The organism is Paraburkholderia sp. J10-1 (assembly GCF_905220165.1).
Classification (GTDB): domain Bacteria; phylum Pseudomonadota; class Gammaproteobacteria; order Burkholderiales; family Burkholderiaceae; genus Paraburkholderia.
This window is the reverse complement of the sequence record NZ_CAJMYW010000009.1, coordinates 1-16511: the sequence shown is the minus strand read 5'-3', so window position 1 is coordinate 16511 and position 16511 is coordinate 1. Positions and strand designations below refer to the sequence as shown.

Genomic DNA, 16511 nt, shown 5'->3' with positions numbered 1-16511 from the left:
ACTCATTTTGCTCTGCTGAAAAAGCGACGACGGATCCACTTGCCTGCTCCTGTAAGTATATACATCGGGTGAGACGTCGACACCACGTGGAAGGCGCGTAACTAGGTCCTTCCGCGGTCGTGCAAATCAGGTCTGCCGTTGCCATGGCCCTCTCTGTCCTTGAGCAAGCCGCGAGCGGTCTCCAAACGTGTCGTCTCGAATCAATCGCTTCCGTATTGCTCGGTGGCTACTACGAAATCCCGTCGAAACCAGTCGCAGTTCACGGCGACGCCGCAGTCGTGAAGGGCAACGCCAGGGAGCGCGCGTAGTGTCGACGATTCGCAGGCTTCCTGCGGCAACGGGTGGTCGGGAACGGAGCCCCATCGCCCCAACGCAACGACCAGAAACCGATCTTTTCGCAGTTGATTGGAACCGCTGCATTGATCGCGGCAGCGGCAGCTGCTCACCGATAATGACCTGTACCGAAACTGTCGGCGTGGCTAGCATTCTGCGCGCTGACAATAACTCGTCCGTCATGCAGGTCGCAAACTCGTGTTATGCCCTCCATGAAAATAAAAAGAGCGCGACACCGCAATATTCGTGCATCGGCGTGTCTTTCGATGTGAGGTTCGTGCACAGAAGTCGCGACAGGTGCGACCTTCTCGAACAGCCCTGTGAGAGCCTCTAGCGCCAACTCCCAGACACGCCTTAGAATCGAGCGCAATTCTACTTCGCGCACTCAACATGCATTGAAGTGTGGTCGTGCAGAGCCGGATCGCGCACTCAAACGGTCCTCTTAGACTTGCTCGCCGATGGCTCCGCGGATTGCCTTTGTGATAAAGGTGATTGTCTGCCGGATCTCCGCGATATTGCGCAGGTCGCGATGCAAGACCAGCCAGATATCCAGCTTGTAGGGTTCGCCATTCTCGGCAAGCCGTTGCAGCCGCGAGTCGCGATCTCCCAAGAAACAAGGGAGAGACGCCACGCCCACGCCACTGCACGCTGCCGCGTACTGGGTCGTCAGATCTGTGACGCTGCAGGCGATTTGTCGCCCTTGTGTGAGGCTGTTGAGATAGCGTCTATGCGCGAAATCCTTCTCTGTCTTGTCATATGTAATGAACTGCCAGCTTTCGGGGGCGTCCCGATATGGATAGTCCGTTGTCGCGTAGAGGCTGAAACGCAATTCGCCGAGCTTCTTCACGACGTAGTCGGGCTCGGTCGGCCGGAACAGCCGCAATGCTAAGTCCGCATCCAGTCTGGATAGCGAGACGGGCTTCTCCTGACTCGATAGCGACAGGCGGATCTGTGGGTGAAGTCGCTTGAAGTCTCGCAGCAAGGGGGTCAGCAAGTTGAATGACAGCACAGGCGGTGCGCTGATGACGACTTCCTTGTATGCCGAGGTGCGCTCCGCTAGCGATATGCGCTCCACGCTGTAGGCGTGCGACTCCATCTCGAGTACCGAATCGCGCACGCGCGCACCCGACGCCGTCAAGGGGCAGGACCGAGGTAAGCGTTCAATTAATCTAACGCCGAGATCTGCCTCTAGCGCGGAGATGCGTCGTCCGACGGTTGCATGATCGACCTTCAACGTCCTTGCTGCGGCCGAGAACGAACCTTCACGTGCGACCGCCAAGAAAAACCGCAGATTTTCCCAGTCCATATCTGTGCATAAATTCACCGATGCTACGAAAATCATAGCATTTACGGTCAAAATTGTGGGGGCTATTCTCCGTCTGTCTTGCTCGAATTCGCTCGCGAACGGAAAGATTTGGCCCTCAAAGAGGTTGATTCCACGCGATTTACAGCGCCTAGACGCCATCGAATGATGGTTGTGACCAGATAGGAGCGCGCATGATCATCACGCCTGAACAGGCAACTCAATTTGCGAAGGATGTATTGCTAACGCACGGCGTTGCAGCATCGAATGTCGAGATCCTTTGCGATCTCATCGTACGTGCCGAATGCGAAGGCAGCCGCAGTCATGGACTAATGCGCCTGCCAGATTACGTGGCGTCGATGCGCGCAGGATGGCTGGATGGAGCGGCCGTTCCTGACGTCGTGACGGGTGAGTTGGCCACTATTGAAGTCGATTGTCGAAACGGGTTCACACAAGTTGCAGACGTGATGGCGCGGCAGCAGTTGCTTGAGAAAGCGAAGCGATTCGGCATGGCGATGCTATCGGTGAAGAACGGCCATCATATCGGCGCACTGTGGCTGGACATCGTGCCACTTGCGGAGGCTGGGATGGTAGCGATCAATTACGTGAATTCTCGTTGCCGCCTCGCTCCGTATGGGGCGACAAAGCGGTTGATCGGCACTAACGCGATGGCCTTCTCGGCCCCAGATGGTAATGGAGGTGCCCTGGCGTGGGATCAAGCGTCTGGTGTCATGTCATTGGGTGACATCAAATTGCATGCGGCAGCGAATCAACCCCTGCCGCCCGGTGTCGGGTTAGACAGTCAGGGGCGCCACACACAAATGGCCGCTGATGTGTTGAACGGGGGGGCGATTTTGCCCTTTGGTGGGCATAAGGGCGCCTCCATTGCAGTTATGGTCGAAGTGATGGCGGCGGCTATGACCGGCGCCAACTTCGGTTTTGAAGACAATTCCAAACAATTCCCTGGTGCTGCTAGTTCCAATGCCGGCCAGTTGGTCGTCGTGTTCGATCCGCAAGCAGCGACCGGGGTCCATATTGCCGGCCGAATGAAAACGCTCATGCGGAATCTACGAGAAGGCGACGATATCCGCTTGCCCGGCGACCGGCGTGCAGAAATGCGGAGACGCGCCGAAACTGTGGGGATTGAGCTAACGGAAGCCGAGTATGCTCTTCTCACTGAGTGCACGAAAAATCCAGCAACGACACATACGTGTCACCGTAGTCTTACCTTTTAACCCAAATTTCGCACAGACGAATTCACAGAAAGCGATCGTGTCTCCGTCCGTCCGAGAAGTGAAATAAACCCAACCCTAAACCAGAGGAATCAATTGAAGAATACGCCGATCATCGAGTTTGACTACGACGAAAAGCGCGATGCACAATTCAAGCCGTGGCTTGACGCAGAGCAATTGGACTTGTCTCAAAACACGTTCTTCAAGCGCGGGTATTACTACACGCGCGAAGAGCATCACGGCATGTTCGCCGGCTTTTGTGAGCTGCGTGGGATCGATCTTCAAATCGCGTCTTTCCCCGTTGATCAATTCCTGATCGTTGTCGCTGGACAGATTGAGATTACTGACGCGCAGGATCGCAAGACGATCCTGAAGCCGCGCGATACCGCAGCTATCCCGCGTTTCTTGAAGTGCAGGTGGCAGCAGACAGAAGGTACGAAGTTCTTCTTCATGAACTACGAGGGCCCGTCGAAGACCGTCGATAACGTTGCAGACTTGGCCGTGGTGGTGCCCGACCTTGACGACAAGTTGGATCCGATCAGCGGACCGGCGCCGGAGCTAATTACGTCCTCGCCACTGCCAACGGTTGGGCGAAAGATTATCTACACAGATCCCACTGGGCAATTCACTGTCGGTCTGTGGGAGGCGACGTCCTACACTCGCAAGCTCGCAGCGTTCAAGGACTATGAAATCATGCACTTTATCGAGGGTCAAGTCGAAATGACCAATGCGATAGATGAAGCTAAGCTGTACCAGCCGGAGCAGACTTTCCTGATTAATCGTGGCGTCTCTAACGCATGGAAGACGGACACATATATCCGCAAGGTCTACTGCAAACTAAGTCCGGCGACGGAAGTTTGAGACTGGGCCGGCAGGGTGCAACCAATCATTGGACAAAAGCATGCAGAATGGGCTGTTAAAGGATAAGGCGCTGATCGACGGTCAGTGGACAGGTGCAGAAGATGGAAGCATCTTCGATGTCTTGAACCCGGCGACTGGAGATGTTGTCGGTACGGTGCCTGACATGGGGGCGGCAGACACGGTACGCGCCATCGAAGCAGCGTCCCGATCGCTGCCCGAGTGGCGCTCACGGACGGCCAAAGAGCGCGCGGGCGTTTTGCGCAAGTGGTTCGACCTTCTCAGCGCAAATCAGAACGAGCTCGCGGCGCTTATGACGCTTGAACAAGGAAAGCCGATATCTGAGTCGCTGGGCGAGGTCACGTATGGCGCTTCCTTTATTGAGTGGTTCGCGGAGGAGGCCAAGCGCGTTTATGGTGACCTGATTCCGGCTCCACGTCGAGATAGTCGTATCTCCGTGCTGAAGCAACCGATTGGTGTCGTAGCGGCCATCACTCCGTGGAATTTCCCCATTGCAATGATCACGCGGAAGGTGGCGCCTGCACTGGCAGCAGGCTGCACGATCGTCGTCAAGCCGGCGGAAGATACCCCCTTGTCCGCACTGGCGATCGCGGAACTTGCCGTGCAGGCTGGTGTTCCGTCAGGCGTTTTGAATATTGTCACGTCGAAGCGCTCTGCCGAAGTGGGCGAAGTTTTAACCACGCATCCTGTCGTGAAAAAAGTATCCTTCACCGGTTCGACGCGGGTCGGCAAGCTGCTCATGCAGCAAGCATCTGGCACAGTTAAGCGCGTGGGCCTGGAGTTGGGTGGCAATGCCCCATTCATTGTCTTTGATGACGCGAATCTGGATGCTGCCGTTGCCGGCGCTATGGCGTCGAAGTACCGCAACGCAGGACAGACTTGTGTCTGTGCGAACCGTCTTCTTGTGCAGGACAGTATCTACGACGCCTTTGTCGAGAAACTGACTGTTGCGGTCAAGGCGTTGAAGATGGGCAATGGTATCGAGCCGGGTGTGAATGTCGGACCTCTCATCAACCGGGCGGCAAGCGACAAGGTTGCGCGACTGGTTAGCGACGCTGTGTCGAAAGGTGCTGTATCGGTTATCGGTGGACGGCGGAACGCCGAATCTGGCAACTTCTTCCCACCGACCATTCTGACAAATGTGACGACGGAGATGGATTGTGTGCGTGACGAAATCTTCGGTCCGGTCGCACCAGTGATTCGCTTCACCACTGAAGAAGAAGCGATCGCATTGGCGAATGCAACGCCATACGGACTGTCGGCCTATTTTTTCAGTCGTGACATTGGTCGGATCACGCGGGTCACCGAAGCACTGGAAGTGGGAATGGTTGGAGTGAACGAGGGGATCATTTCTACCGAAGTAGCACCGTTCGGCGGCGTCAAGGAGTCCGGTCTCGGGCGAGAGGGCTCGAGATATGGCATCGATGACTACCTCGAAATGAAGTACGTTTGCACATCTGGCGTTAGCGCCTGAGTCTCGCGCAGGAGTTCAGTAGATTGCTGGACTTCCTGCCCAAACAAACGCCGGGCAACTGTATGTGGGATTTTTCTTCATTTAACGAGGTTACGTATGAAAAAGCGTGAATTCCTGAGTTCGCTCCCCTTTGCGGCAGCCGCCGCTGTCCCCCTCGTGGCTGCTCCACTTGCAGCTGTGCCCACGCCGGCCATGGCGGAAGTTTCAGGCAAAAGCACCTGGGACAGAATTCAGTCAACCAAGGTGCTTCGCGTAGGAGCGGCGATTCTGGAGCCTTGGTATTTTAAAGACACCACCGACTCTTCGGCGCCGGGCAAGGTCATGATCGATGGCGTTGCATGGCGCGGCATCTGTCCCGCGATTGCGCAAGAAACGGCAAAAGCCATGGGTGTCAAGCTTCAGATGGTGGAGACCACATGGGGCAACGCCGTTGCAGGTCTTCAGGCAGATCAGTTCGACGCCATGTTCATGCTCGATGCTACGCCTCAACGCGCCATGTCGATCGATTTCGTGCAAACGCCGATGCTTTGGTATCCGCTCGGGATCGTTGCGAAGGAGTCGATTTCGATAAAAAACTGGACGGACCTGAACGACCCAAAGTACAAGCTGGCAGTGGCACTCGGCACTAACTCTGACGAGTACATTTCGGATGTGGCGCCGAAGGCGACCATTAGCCGTTTCCAGTCGTTCGGTGAAGTATTTGCAGCGTTTCAATCGGGCAGAACAGATGCTGCAGTTGTTTCTGCCATTGCCTCGGACCTCGCCAGGGCCCGATTGAAGACTGCCAAGACCATCGTGCCTAAGCCGACATTCGGCATCCCCGGTGCGATCGCTGTTCGCAAGGAGGCCGATCAACGTTGGAGCAATTTCCTTAATGTTGTCGCGTCCTACTACTACAACTCCGGCAAGACGCAAAGGTTCTACGAACAATTTTTGACATTCAGAGGCGTCGATCCGAAGACCGCCGTTCCCGTTCAGCGTGAGCTCTGGACCTGACAGTCAGAGCGAGTTTCAGTGACCACCCCGCCGAGCGCGGTGGCTGTAGCCAATCAACAATTCGAGGGGCATCTCTCGTGCAATACCACTGGACATTCTTACCTGTTTTCCAGAACGCGAGCCTTTTGTGGGCTGGTGCGCTGGGTACGATGGAGCTGGTTGTACTTTCCCTGCTCCTGGCCCTTCCCATCGGTCTTTTGTTGGCCCTGGTTCGGATCGCGCGCGTTCCCGTCCTTTCTACGCTGGCGACCGTCTATGTGGAATGCTTCCGATCAGCGCCCTCGATCATTTTGATCTACTGGTGTTACTTTGCTTTGCCCGTACTGGCGAAAGTCACGTTCTCGCCATTGACGGCCGCAGTGCTCGCAGTAGGGTTGCAATCCGCTTCGTTCTTCTGCGAAGTCTTTCGAGCCGGGATCGCGGCGATCCCGAGGGGCCAATGGGAAGCGTCTCGCGCGCTAGGCATGCGCTCACATGTCGTGTTCTGGACCATTGTGCTACCGCAAGCAATTCGGCACATTGTCCCGGCATTCCTGAATCGGCTGATCGATCTAGTCAAAACAACCGCACTGGCTGCAACGATCGCGTACTCGGACATTGTTTATTCTGCAATGCAGATTTCATCGAAGACCTATCGACCAATCGAAACATTCTCGGTGCTGGGCAGCATATTTTTTGTAGCGCTTTTCGCAATGAGCTTTACAGCGCGTCGTTACGAGCAACATCTGAGACGGGTGGAGGTTTGAGGAATGGATGCCTATCATTGGGACTTCTCGTTTCTCGCGGGATATAACAATGCGTTGCTTCAGGGTGCAGCACATACCGCGTATCTTTCATTGACGATCATGTTCTTTGGAATGGTCATAGGAGGGGTGTTCGCCGGGCTTGCCTCGTCTAATACCACTATCCTGCGAAACATCTCAAAGCTCTACGTGGAACTGTTTCGTAACGTGCCCGCGCTCGTCATGCTGTTCTGGTTCTTTTACGCGATTCCAATCATGACAGGAATCCAGAATAGCAGGCTTCTTGCCGCGTCCATCGCATTCTCGCTTTACACGGGCGCGTATTTTTGCGAAATATTTCGCAGCGGATTGCAGTCGATCCCGCGTGGACAATGGGAGGCCGCTCGAGCACTTGGATTCAGCAGAAAGAGCATGTTCATCACGGTGATTTTTCCGCAGATGATAAAACGCATTCTTCCCTCGTTGACGAATGAAATCGTCGAAGTAGTGAAGATTAGTGCAGTGGCTGCCACGATCGCGTATCCGGAATTGCTCTATCAAGCGCAGCTCATCAGCGACACGGAATATCGCCCGGTGGAGGCATACACAGCGATTGCACTGATCATGACCGCTGGCATCATGGCGTTAAGCGGAGTATCGCACTACGTCGAATACCGTATGAAACGTTCGGACTAGCCGGATGGCGAGTTTCCATGACGTTCGATCCCCGCCACGCTTTCCATCTACTCCATAAAGTTTGATATGTCACATTTGATCGCCGTGCGAAATCTGCATAAGAGCTTCGGCAAGCTCGAGGTATTGAAAGGCATCGATTTGTCCATCGACAAGGGTGAGACTGTCGTAATTCTCGGGGCTAGCGGCTCGGGGAAGAGCACGCTGTTGCGTTGCCTGAATCTTCTGGAGCTGCCTACTTCTGGATATCTCGAATTTGACGGTCGGACAGTCGGCTGTGCCGACGCAGGTGGCCGTGTCACGTACCGTGAACGGGACCTCTGTGAGTTGCGTAAGCAGGTGGGAATGGTTTTTCAGCAGTTCAACCTGTTTCCCCACCTGAGCGTTCTTGACAATGTTGCAATTCCGCAAGTCAAAGTCTTGGGGCGGAACAAGGATGAAGCGCGCAAAAGGGCTGGCGTCTACCTGGAGAAAGTTGGCATGTCACAGAAGGCCGATGCATTTCCGGCCCGTTTGTCCGGCGGCCAGCAGCAGCGCGTTGCGATTGCCCGTGCGCTTGCTATGGAGCCTTCCGCAATGCTGTTCGACGAGGCAACGTCGGCGTTGGATCCAGAGTTGGTCGGTGAGGTGCTCAGCACAATGAAGCAGTTGAGTAACGAAGGAATGACCATGGTGATCGTTACGCACGAGCTTGGCTTTGCCTACAACGTTGCGCATCGCGTCGTATTTCTGCATGAGGGATGCGTCTACGAGGAGGGCTCTCCGGGTGAGGTGCTGGTTCATCCAAAGAAGCCGAAGACTCAGGATTTTCTGCGCGGACATCAGACGTTCAGTCTTCCTAAAGCGGAATTTAGCTCCGTCTCGCCGTTGACGAAGGTGGTCGGTTGAATTGTACCTAATCGACATACTGAAGGATCCGCTGTCTAAGCGTAGAAAGAAATAGACCTGATCGTCATGTGACTATTTAATTAGAGATCCTTATCATGATCGCCGATTCACTTCCGTCGTCACAAAGTCCGCTGTTCTGGCATCTCGCTGAATTCGCTGGGCACATAAGTTTCGGGAATTTCCCGGAGGCGGTCCTGACAGAGGCGAAATACTGCCTGCTTGACACAATCGGCTGCATGATCGCTGGGGCCTCTCTGGCCGAGAGTGTAGACTTTGCACGTGCCGAAGCGGCGATGTCCGAAAAGGTAGAGGCGCGCATCGTTGGCCGCCAATTACGTTTGTCAGCGATGGCCGCAGCGCGTGTTAATGGCTACAGCGGCGATGTCCTTGAATTGAACGACCTGATCGGCGGCCATGCAAGTATTGGGGCAGTGGCAGCGGTGCTGGCACTTGCCGAAGTTGAGCGACTGGATGGCATGAGCCTGCTGCGCGCGCTAATCGCAGGCATTGAGGTCACGGCCCGCATCAATATGGCTTACCGGGAGAGCCACGGCGGCAGGGACAATAAGGCGTTCACAGACGTCGGCGTGTCATCGGAAGGAATTCCTTCGACCATCGGTGTGGGGGCGTTGACGTCAGTCGCATTGGGCCTCAAGGATACTCAGATCGCAAACGCACTCGCGATCGCTGGAACGCTTGCTGGCTGGTGTCCAGTTGAGGTTCTGTTCGGGCCAAGTAGCACGATCAAGCCGATTATGTTCGGAGGCTGGCCGGCCAGCGTCGGGATGTTAGCTGGGCGCTATGCATCGCACGGGCTGACCGGGCCACGCGATCTGCTGGAGAGTCCGGTAGGGCTTTACGCAACTCTCGCAAAGGGATTTGATGCGGATATTCTCAAAGGCTCATTGGGATGGCAGCTTGAGAAGCCCCGGCGAAAATGGCACGCGTGCTGCGGATTTACGCACGCAGGAATTGACGGGGCTATTAAATTGCGCCGCGCCCACGGTGGCTCGATTTTCGACAATGCACGTATCGAGATCTTCGTCGTTCCTCCGGTCGCGGAATTGATGGGAAGCGCAAAGGCGCCAACAACCGAGACAGAAGCCCGCTTCAGCGGCAAATATTGCGTTGCATTGGGGGCGAGAGGTGCTGATCGCATCGTACCGGATCATAGCTCAAGTCTGGGAGTTTATATGACGGACCCCGCGATCAGAGATCTTGTTGAGCGCATCGAATATAGACCGATGGAGAGCTTGCCGCATTTTTCACACTCTAGGGTCCGTGTTTCCGGGCCGGAAGGAGAGCGCGCAAGTGTTTTGGTCACCGGCTACAAAGGTTCCCAAAGCAATCCGCTGACGCATGCCGAGGTTGAGGCAAAATTTCGTGATCTCACCGCCGGGAAGCTCAAGGATCCTGAGGGATATATCGCGAAGATTCTAACGATGGAGAAGGCGACGGATCTTGACTGGCTGTATGACGACGTTATTTCGGCGATCTGAGCGTAGGTGAGGCGCATACGACAATGGACAAGGATAGATTCAGGCAACACAGTAGCCATTGGGGAACGTTCAGCGCGCGTGCTCATGACGGAAAGCTCGAGCTGAAGGGCTTCCCGGATGATCCCGAGCCCTCCTCGATTCTTGACAACCTCGGGGCGTCAGTTGCTCATCCGCTGAGGCTCGCACGCCCCCTGGTTCGGGAAGGTTGGTTGAAAGACGGTCCGGGACCGGATCATCGGCGGGGGCACGACCGTTTCGTCGAGATCGGGTGGCCGGACGCGCTGGAACTGGTCGTTCGTGAATTGCGGCGACAAGGGGCCGGACCCGACGCGGCAAATCGGTCGCCTCTACCGGGGGCACATGTTTTCGGCGGCTCGTATGGCTGGGCGAGCGCCGGTCGCTTTCATCACGCTCAGAGCCAAGTGCATCGCTTCCTGAATCTGGCATTTGGCGGCTACGTTAAGTCCGTTGACAGCTACAGCTCAGGCGCAGGTGCGGTAATTCTAGGCTACACACTGGGACCCGCAACCACCATTACACGGGATCATCCATATTGGGAGGAGCTTGCCCGGCATTCGGAGCTGGTTATCGCTTTTGGTGGATTGCCTCTGAAGAATACGGCAGTCAGCAACGGTGGGAACTCTGTACATTCGGCTCGAGATTGCATGCATCAAGCACGGATTCGGGGCACTCGGTTTGTGCTTGTAGGACCGATTCGTGATGATCTACCTGATGAAATCCCGTGCGATTGGATAGCGCTGCGACCGGGGTCGGACACGGCGTTCATGCTTGGCATGGCGTATCACCTGCACGCGACCGGTAAGGTCGATCGTGGCTATCTGAAGAAGTTCACCGTTGGCTATGAGGTCTTCGAGCGCTATTTGACCGGGGCATCGGACGGGATACCTAAGACCCCGGCTTGGGCAGCTGCAATCGCCGGTGTGCCGGTAAAGGCGATTGTTGAATTGGCCGATGCTGCAGCATCGAAGCTGACGTTCATCAATGTTAGCTATTCCCTGCAACGAGCTCAACATGGCGAGCAGCCGATCTGGATGGCGTTGGTTCTCTCGGCGATGCTTGGACATATGAACAAACCAGGAGGCGGGTTCTCCTACGGTCTCGGGTCGATTGGCAACATCGGAAAACATGCGCTCGGCGTGCCGCTGCCAACATTCTCACAAGCTCAAAACGGAGTGCGAGACTTCATTCCGGTCGCTCGTATCGCCGATCTGCTTCTGCAGCCAGGCGACTCGTACACCTATAAATGCGAGAAGCGCGTGTATGCGGATATCCGTCTAGTGTATTGGGCCGGCGGAAATCCATTTCATCACCATCAGGATCTGCTTCGTCTGGAGAGAGCCTTCCGGAGGCCAGATACCATAATCGTGCATGAATCTGTTGCGACCGCTACCACACGCTTCGCGGACATTGTACTACCCGCGACGACGACACTCGAGCGCGACGACATCGGCGCAAGTGCGAACGACCCTTTCATGTTTGCCATGGAAAAGATCGTTGAGCCGTACGGCGACGCGCGTGATGACTATGACATCTTCGCGGATCTTGCGGCTGGGATTGGTGTCGGGGAAGCGTTCACAGAAGGACGTAGCTCAGCAGAATGGTTGCGTTACATCTATGAACCGACTAGGAAGGAATTGGCTGATAAAGGTTGGTACGCGCCTGATTTCGATACGTTTTGGCAGAAACAGAGAATCGACCTGCCATTGAGTCCCGTGCCGGGAATGGTGACCAGATTCCATCAAGATCCAGCGGCTCACGCCTTACCTACGCCAAGCGGAAGGATCGAAGTCGCCTGTCAGGCCATTGCAGAGAGTCCATATGCTGGGGTCCCCTCGCACCCGATGTGGATCTCGCCAGACGAATGGCTCGGATCCGAGCTTGCAACTCGGTTCCCGTTCCAGCTGGTGGCGAACCAGCCGAAGACGCGCCTACATAGTCAATTAGATTTTGGGGCGTATAGCGCTTCGTCAAAAATCTCTGGCAGGGAACCCGCGAGAATGAATCCGCAAGACGCGGCGCGATTGAAGGTCGGAGACGGCGCAACGGTGCGGATCTTCAATGACCGCGGTGCTACGTTAGCCGGCGTCGTTTTGGACAACCGCGTACGGCCTGGTGTGATCCAGCTTGCCACAGGAGCGTGGTACGAACCGAAATTGGCGGGAGTGAGCGGCGTGCTGTGTAATAAGGGCAATCCAAACGTCGTCACGAGAGATATCGGCGCATCTCCGCTTTCCCAAGGATGTACGGGACAGTTGTCGTTGGTGGATGTCGAACTATTTACCGAAGCGAATGCTCCGGGCGTGGGATATGGTTCATGGGCGGTGTAGGCGTACGCAGCGCCCGGGAATGTGCCGGAGGCGCCGACATGTAGCGGACGTTAGCGTCGTAAATATTGGTAACTAAAGGCTGTAACGAAGAGATTTCATGCAACTTGATAAGTTTCTGCTCGCGAAAGCACAAGGGCCCCTTTCGGAATACCTATCGGCAATGACCGAGCCCGAACCAGAGACTGTTCCACTATCGTCAGATGTGGATACAGATGTCGCCGTCGTCGGCGCCGGATACACAGGACTCTCTGCCGCGATCGAGCTTGCAAAGAAAGGGCTTTCCGTCCGAGTTTTGGAGGCGCGTTCAATCGGATGGGGTGCGTCCGGGCGGGCGTGGGGACAGGTCGCCGCTTTTTCGAAGTTCATGCCAGCGAAAGTCGAGCGCGATCTAGGTGAGGCGATCGCCGCCAAGGTAAACGCAGCATGCGCTGCGGGTCCGGATTTGGTGTTTAGCTTTATCGAACGGTACCAGATGCAGTGTTCTGCATACCACACTGGAAATCTGGTTTCGGCACATACACCGGCAAAAGGGGCTGAACTTGAGGCAATTGCCAGGGACCTTGAGCGACGCAAGCTGCCGGTGCAACTTCTCGATAAGGCAGCAACTAAAGCTTACATCGGGAGCGAGCGCTACTCAGTTGCCCTGTTCGATCCGCGCGGGGCATCATTGAACCCACTTGGCTACGCTCGAGGTCTGGGTCGAGCGGCGATTATGGAGGGTGCTCAAATTCACTGTCAGACGCCCGTTCGGGCTCTCGTAAAGACTGCAGATGGTTGGCGTTTGCGGACGCACGCTGGCTCCGTGAAAGCAAGTCGCGTGATTTTGGCGACCAATGCGTTCAACAGCGATGAACTATTCCCAGGATTAGGTCGCGCTGTGTTCCCGGTTCGGGCCTATCAGATGATTAGTGAGCCGCTGAGCAAAGAGGCGTTGGAGATCGTGTTGCCCGGGAAACAGCCGCTAAATGACACCCGCAAGCTTTTCTCAGGTGTACGACTTTGGCCGGACGGACGGTTGCAGGTAGGCGTTGATGGGCCACCATTCGCAATGGACGGTGAGGCAATGCTAAACGCCGCACGTCGCCGTATAACAATGATGTTTCCTATGTTGAAAGACTTGCGCTGGGAATACAGTTGGGGAGGTTGGGTCGATATGACGTTGGATGAATACCCACGAGCTTACCCTTTGGCTGACGGCTTATGGACAGGTTTCGGATTTAGCGGACGCGGTATCGCAATGGGCACCATGCTGGGACGAGATCTCGCGACATTGGCCGTGGGCGGTTCCGAGCGCGATACAGTGCTCCCGATTTCGACACTGAAGCCCATTTGGTTTCATCGAATACATCGTCCTCTCATCAACTGCCTTGTCTGGAAATATCGTTTTGAAGATTATTTGAGCGATTTAAGATATGGAAAGATCGGTGCGTGATCGTTGTTTAAGTAATTGCTGGATAACTAGATGAATTTCGATCGGCTTTAGATGCTGTTCCTCGATGTGATTGTCGAGCCACCCAAAGTCGTGCAATCACATCGCTCCAATGCACATGTACAAGGTGGTACCGAGGCGTGTGCAAAGTTATTTGCTGGAGCGACGAGGAGGTCGTGAAGGGGGCGCGAGTGCGTTCGTCCCAACGTGGAAATGAGGCCATCCATATTTTAGTGGTTGTCTCCAGCTTATCGGTAGTGGGGGGAGCGTCACCTCTTGATCGGGACAAATTGCGTCGCTTTTCACGACGCGGCGCCGCTTTTTGTCGATTCAAAGTGAGTTCCGAGTGTGGGGAGTGGCTCGTCCGTGTTTTCTTAAGCTAATAAAATCGATAGAGATACGGCACTTCCAATTATTGCATGTCTTGTGTCTCGTTATTATGGAGGCTGAACTTAATACAATTTATTTAGTATTACAAAACGACAAATAATGTTTATCAACGTCACAGAGGAAAACGTGAAAAATCGTTCATTCGCCTATCTGGCAATCAGCACGCTATATTTTTCTGGCGCTACAGCGTACGCTCAGTCAAGCGTCGCTTTGTACGGCATCGTCGATGCGGGTTTCAATTATTTCTCGAACAGTCACGGGGCAAAGGCGCATTTCAACTTCGCTAGCGGCGGTGATTACGCAAATCGCTGGGGTGTGAAAGGCAATGAAGACCTTGGCGGAGGTTTGTCTGCGATATTTACTTTAGAAAATGGTTTCGACATTGGGACTGGAAATTTCTCGTCTGCTGGGACGGAATTCAACCGGCAGGCGTTCATGGGGCTGTCCAGCGATCGCTATGGAACCGTGACTTTCGGACGTCAATATTCGACCACCACCGACTTGCTCGAAAACTATGGACCGGACTTAGGCTCAGGAGGTATCGCCACTTATCCTGGTGATATGACCGACGTTGACAATAGCGTCCGTATTAATAATTCTGTTAAATACAGAACGCCGACATTTAATGGTCTGACCGGAGAGGTTATATACGGGTTCGGTAACGTCGCGGGTTCAATGAGTTCAGGAAGTACTGCTACAGCTGGCTTCTCGTACGCCACGGGTCCGTGGTATCTCGCGGCAACTTACTTCCGGTCCGTTAACGCAACCCCCAACACAACCTCATGGTCGGGAAGCGCGAATGCTATTCCCAACGCATCTTTGGTCCTCGGCTTCAACGGCGCACACAGCGTGCAGATTGCCAACGCGGTTGCAGATTACACGTTTGGACGATGGACCGCCGGCTTAAACTATGGATACACGCAGTATCGTCCGGGCGGCGCATCAACAGTATTCACGCATCCAGTAGCGTTCAATTCTGTTGGTGCAGTCGTGTCAGTAACGCCGAGGCCCGATTTGACTTTGGGTCTCGGTTACAATTTCACTTTTGGGCAGGCGGTCGATGCGGAGTCGAAGGCGGCAACACCGCGGATTCATCAAATCGGCGGCAGGGCGATCTATTTGGTAAGCAAACGAACTGGATTTTATATGTTTGCAGGTTACTCCCATGCCGATGGGGAGACACTGAACTCGACTGCTACAGGGCTAGTTCCGGTGACAGCGAACTTGGGTGATACCGCGAATGGAGCGTGGTCGAGTTCTCGGAATCAGGCGATTGTGAAGATTGGGATGTACAACCGCTTCTAAAGGTGACCTTTCGAATAGGATTTTTCGCGTATCGGACTCTAGGTTCGGCGCGAAATGCCTGATCGCCCCTGACTTGGAGCGATCAGGCATCCGTACAAGGAGCCGATGCTCAGGCTGCTACGTCACTGGCTCAATCGAGCGAATTTCAGAGACGGGACTGAATAATCAGGCATCTCGCGGTTCCACGGTCGGGTGTTGGCGAGATACGTTCGCATAGAAAGTTGGCGCAGTTAGCAAGTTGACTGTCATTTTTCTTGCATACGCGTTGGGCGCGTGTCACAAGAGGACATACGAACTGCATTTTCCGTTCGCGCAAACATCGCGATCGGTGACCAAGCTTGACAAATTGTTCACGACGATTGAGGCAGAATACGGATATTGTCGGCGGAACAAGAAATCTTAATTGTTACGTCGATACGTAGTCTGTTCGATGCGTGGTTGAACTGGAACGGTCATTTGTCGCTAGATCGCTGCTCCAGACTCAATGAACAAGCAGAACACGTTAGGTTCTGATGAGCGGGGAAGCAGCGCAAGGCGACACGACATGGGCGCATCGTGAGATATTAAGCATTGCGTAGCAATGTCAGGTCGTCCCAGAGCAGTCCTGCTTGGGTTCCGCTTCCAAAGACCTCTGCCGCCATGTCTCTCGCAAGAAAGCGGCCTCCTGCCGCAACAATCGCGGGCGCCGCAAGCTTCCCATAGGCTGCAACCTTATCAGGATCGTTTATGTTTGGGTAAATACTGATCCAGTAAGCCTTGGCCATTCCCGTTTGTCTTTTGATTTGATGCAAAGATAGCTCGTCAATTCCGCTGGATTCGGCGTCTGGGGCTAGCCGAGAGGCACGTGCTGGTACTGATCTGGAGAGGTTCCCGGCGACGTCGCGGCGAGAAATCTGAAAGGTCGTCAGCAGACCCGGTTCGGCTCAAGGCGCTCTCAGGATCTTCGCGACCGCGTCAGCGACTGCGTCGAGGTTGCGCGTGTTCAGCGCGGCCACGCAGATGCGGCCCGTGCTCACGGCA

At 54.9% G+C, this 16511-nt stretch carries 13 protein-coding genes; 11 read left to right on the top strand and 2 right to left on the bottom strand.

The features are described 5' to 3' along the window. Window positions 1–775: 775 nt before the first annotated feature. A complete protein-coding gene (locus tag U5A65_RS25380; protein ID WP_321948018.1) occupies window positions 776–1675 on the bottom strand; it encodes a LysR family transcriptional regulator in 900 nt (299 codons plus the stop codon). Between the two features lie 155 nt (window positions 1676–1830). On the opposite strand from U5A65_RS25380, the gene U5A65_RS25375 reads away from it, so the two are divergent. The 11 genes from U5A65_RS25375 (at window position 1831) to U5A65_RS25325 (ending at window position 15491) form a co-directional block, all read left to right on the top strand. Further along, on the top strand, window positions 1831–2871 hold the full coding sequence (locus U5A65_RS25375) for an Ldh family oxidoreductase (RefSeq protein ID WP_321948016.1): 1041 nt from the start codon (window positions 1831–1833) through the stop codon (window positions 2869–2871). 93 nt (window positions 2872–2964) lie between these two features. Beyond that, window positions 2965–3729 carry a hypothetical protein gene (locus U5A65_RS25370; RefSeq protein WP_321948014.1) on the top strand — a complete coding sequence of 255 codons (765 nt, stop codon included), beginning with the start codon at window positions 2965–2967 and terminating at the stop codon, window positions 3727–3729. Window positions 3730–3769: 40 nt separating this feature from the next. After that, window positions 3770–5221, top strand: a complete 1452-nt coding sequence (locus U5A65_RS25365) for an NAD-dependent succinate-semialdehyde dehydrogenase (protein WP_321948012.1) — start codon at window positions 3770–3772, stop codon at window positions 5219–5221. Window positions 5222–5317: 96 nt separating this feature from the next. Next, entirely contained in the window at window positions 5318–6217 is a 900-nt protein-coding gene (locus tag U5A65_RS25360; protein ID WP_321938723.1) for a transporter substrate-binding domain-containing protein, read from the top strand. Between the two features lie 77 nt (window positions 6218–6294). Then, window positions 6295–6963, top strand: coding sequence for an amino acid ABC transporter permease (locus U5A65_RS25355; RefSeq protein ID WP_321938722.1), 669 nt, complete (start codon window positions 6295–6297; stop codon window positions 6961–6963). 3 nt (window positions 6964–6966) lie between these two features. Then, window positions 6967–7635 (top strand): amino acid ABC transporter permease, encoded by a 669-nt coding sequence (locus U5A65_RS25350; RefSeq protein ID WP_321948011.1) that lies wholly within the window; start codon window positions 6967–6969, stop codon window positions 7633–7635. Window positions 7636–7701: 66 nt separating this feature from the next. Next, window positions 7702–8520 (top strand): amino acid ABC transporter ATP-binding protein, encoded by an 819-nt coding sequence (locus U5A65_RS25345; protein WP_415765581.1) that lies wholly within the window; start codon window positions 7702–7704, stop codon window positions 8518–8520. A gap of 95 nt (window positions 8521–8615) precedes the next feature. After that, window positions 8616–10019 carry an MmgE/PrpD family protein gene (locus U5A65_RS25340; protein ID WP_321948009.1) on the top strand — a complete coding sequence of 468 codons (1404 nt, stop codon included), beginning with the start codon at window positions 8616–8618 and terminating at the stop codon, window positions 10017–10019. A 23-nt stretch (window positions 10020–10042) separates the two neighbouring features. Continuing rightward, window positions 10043–12367, top strand: a complete 2325-nt coding sequence (locus U5A65_RS25335) for a molybdopterin-dependent oxidoreductase (protein WP_321948006.1) — start codon at window positions 10043–10045, stop codon at window positions 12365–12367. A gap of 97 nt (window positions 12368–12464) precedes the next feature. Then, the gene (locus tag U5A65_RS25330) at window positions 12465–13799 is read left to right on the top strand and encodes an FAD-dependent oxidoreductase (RefSeq protein WP_321948004.1); all 1335 of its coding nucleotides are present in this window, start codon (window positions 12465–12467) and stop codon (window positions 13797–13799) included. 486 nt (window positions 13800–14285) lie between these two features. Then, window positions 14286–15491 (top strand): porin, encoded by a 1206-nt coding sequence (locus U5A65_RS25325; protein ID WP_321948002.1) that lies wholly within the window; start codon window positions 14286–14288, stop codon window positions 15489–15491. A gap of 563 nt (window positions 15492–16054) precedes the next feature. Here U5A65_RS25325 and U5A65_RS25320 read toward each other — a convergent pair. Beyond that, window positions 16055–16255 carry a DUF1330 domain-containing protein gene (locus U5A65_RS25320; protein ID WP_321948000.1) on the bottom strand — a complete coding sequence of 67 codons (201 nt, stop codon included), beginning with the start codon at window positions 16253–16255 and terminating at the stop codon, window positions 16055–16057. Between the last annotated feature and the right edge of the window lie 256 nt (window positions 16256–16511).

Excerpts from the sequence above, each read along its gene's own strand:
- U5A65_RS25380 (WP_321948018.1), bottom strand. The coding sequence starts at position 1,675 with ATGATTTTCGTAGCATCGGTGAATTTATGCACAGATATGGACTGGGAA.
- U5A65_RS25375 (WP_321948016.1), top strand. The coding sequence starts at position 1,831 with ATGATCATCACGCCTGAACAGGCAACTCAATTTGCGAAGGATGTATTG.
- U5A65_RS25365 (WP_321948012.1), top strand. The coding sequence starts at position 3,770 with ATGCAGAATGGGCTGTTAAAGGATAAGGCGCTGATCGACGGTCAGTGG.
- U5A65_RS25360 (WP_321938723.1), top strand. The coding sequence starts at position 5,318 with ATGAAAAAGCGTGAATTCCTGAGTTCGCTCCCCTTTGCGGCAGCCGCC.
- U5A65_RS25350 (WP_321948011.1), top strand. The coding sequence starts at position 6,967 with ATGGATGCCTATCATTGGGACTTCTCGTTTCTCGCGGGATATAACAAT.
- U5A65_RS25345 (WP_415765581.1), top strand. The coding sequence starts at position 7,702 with ATGTCACATTTGATCGCCGTGCGAAATCTGCATAAGAGCTTCGGCAAG.
- U5A65_RS25340 (WP_321948009.1), top strand. The coding sequence starts at position 8,616 with ATGATCGCCGATTCACTTCCGTCGTCACAAAGTCCGCTGTTCTGGCAT.
- U5A65_RS25335 (WP_321948006.1), top strand. The coding sequence starts at position 10,043 with ATGGACAAGGATAGATTCAGGCAACACAGTAGCCATTGGGGAACGTTC.
- U5A65_RS25330 (WP_321948004.1), top strand. The coding sequence starts at position 12,465 with ATGCAACTTGATAAGTTTCTGCTCGCGAAAGCACAAGGGCCCCTTTCG.
- U5A65_RS25325 (WP_321948002.1), top strand. The coding sequence starts at position 14,286 with ATGTTTATCAACGTCACAGAGGAAAACGTGAAAAATCGTTCATTCGCC.
- U5A65_RS25320 (WP_321948000.1), bottom strand. The coding sequence starts at position 16,255 with ATGGCCAAGGCTTACTGGATCAGTATTTACCCAAACATAAACGATCCT.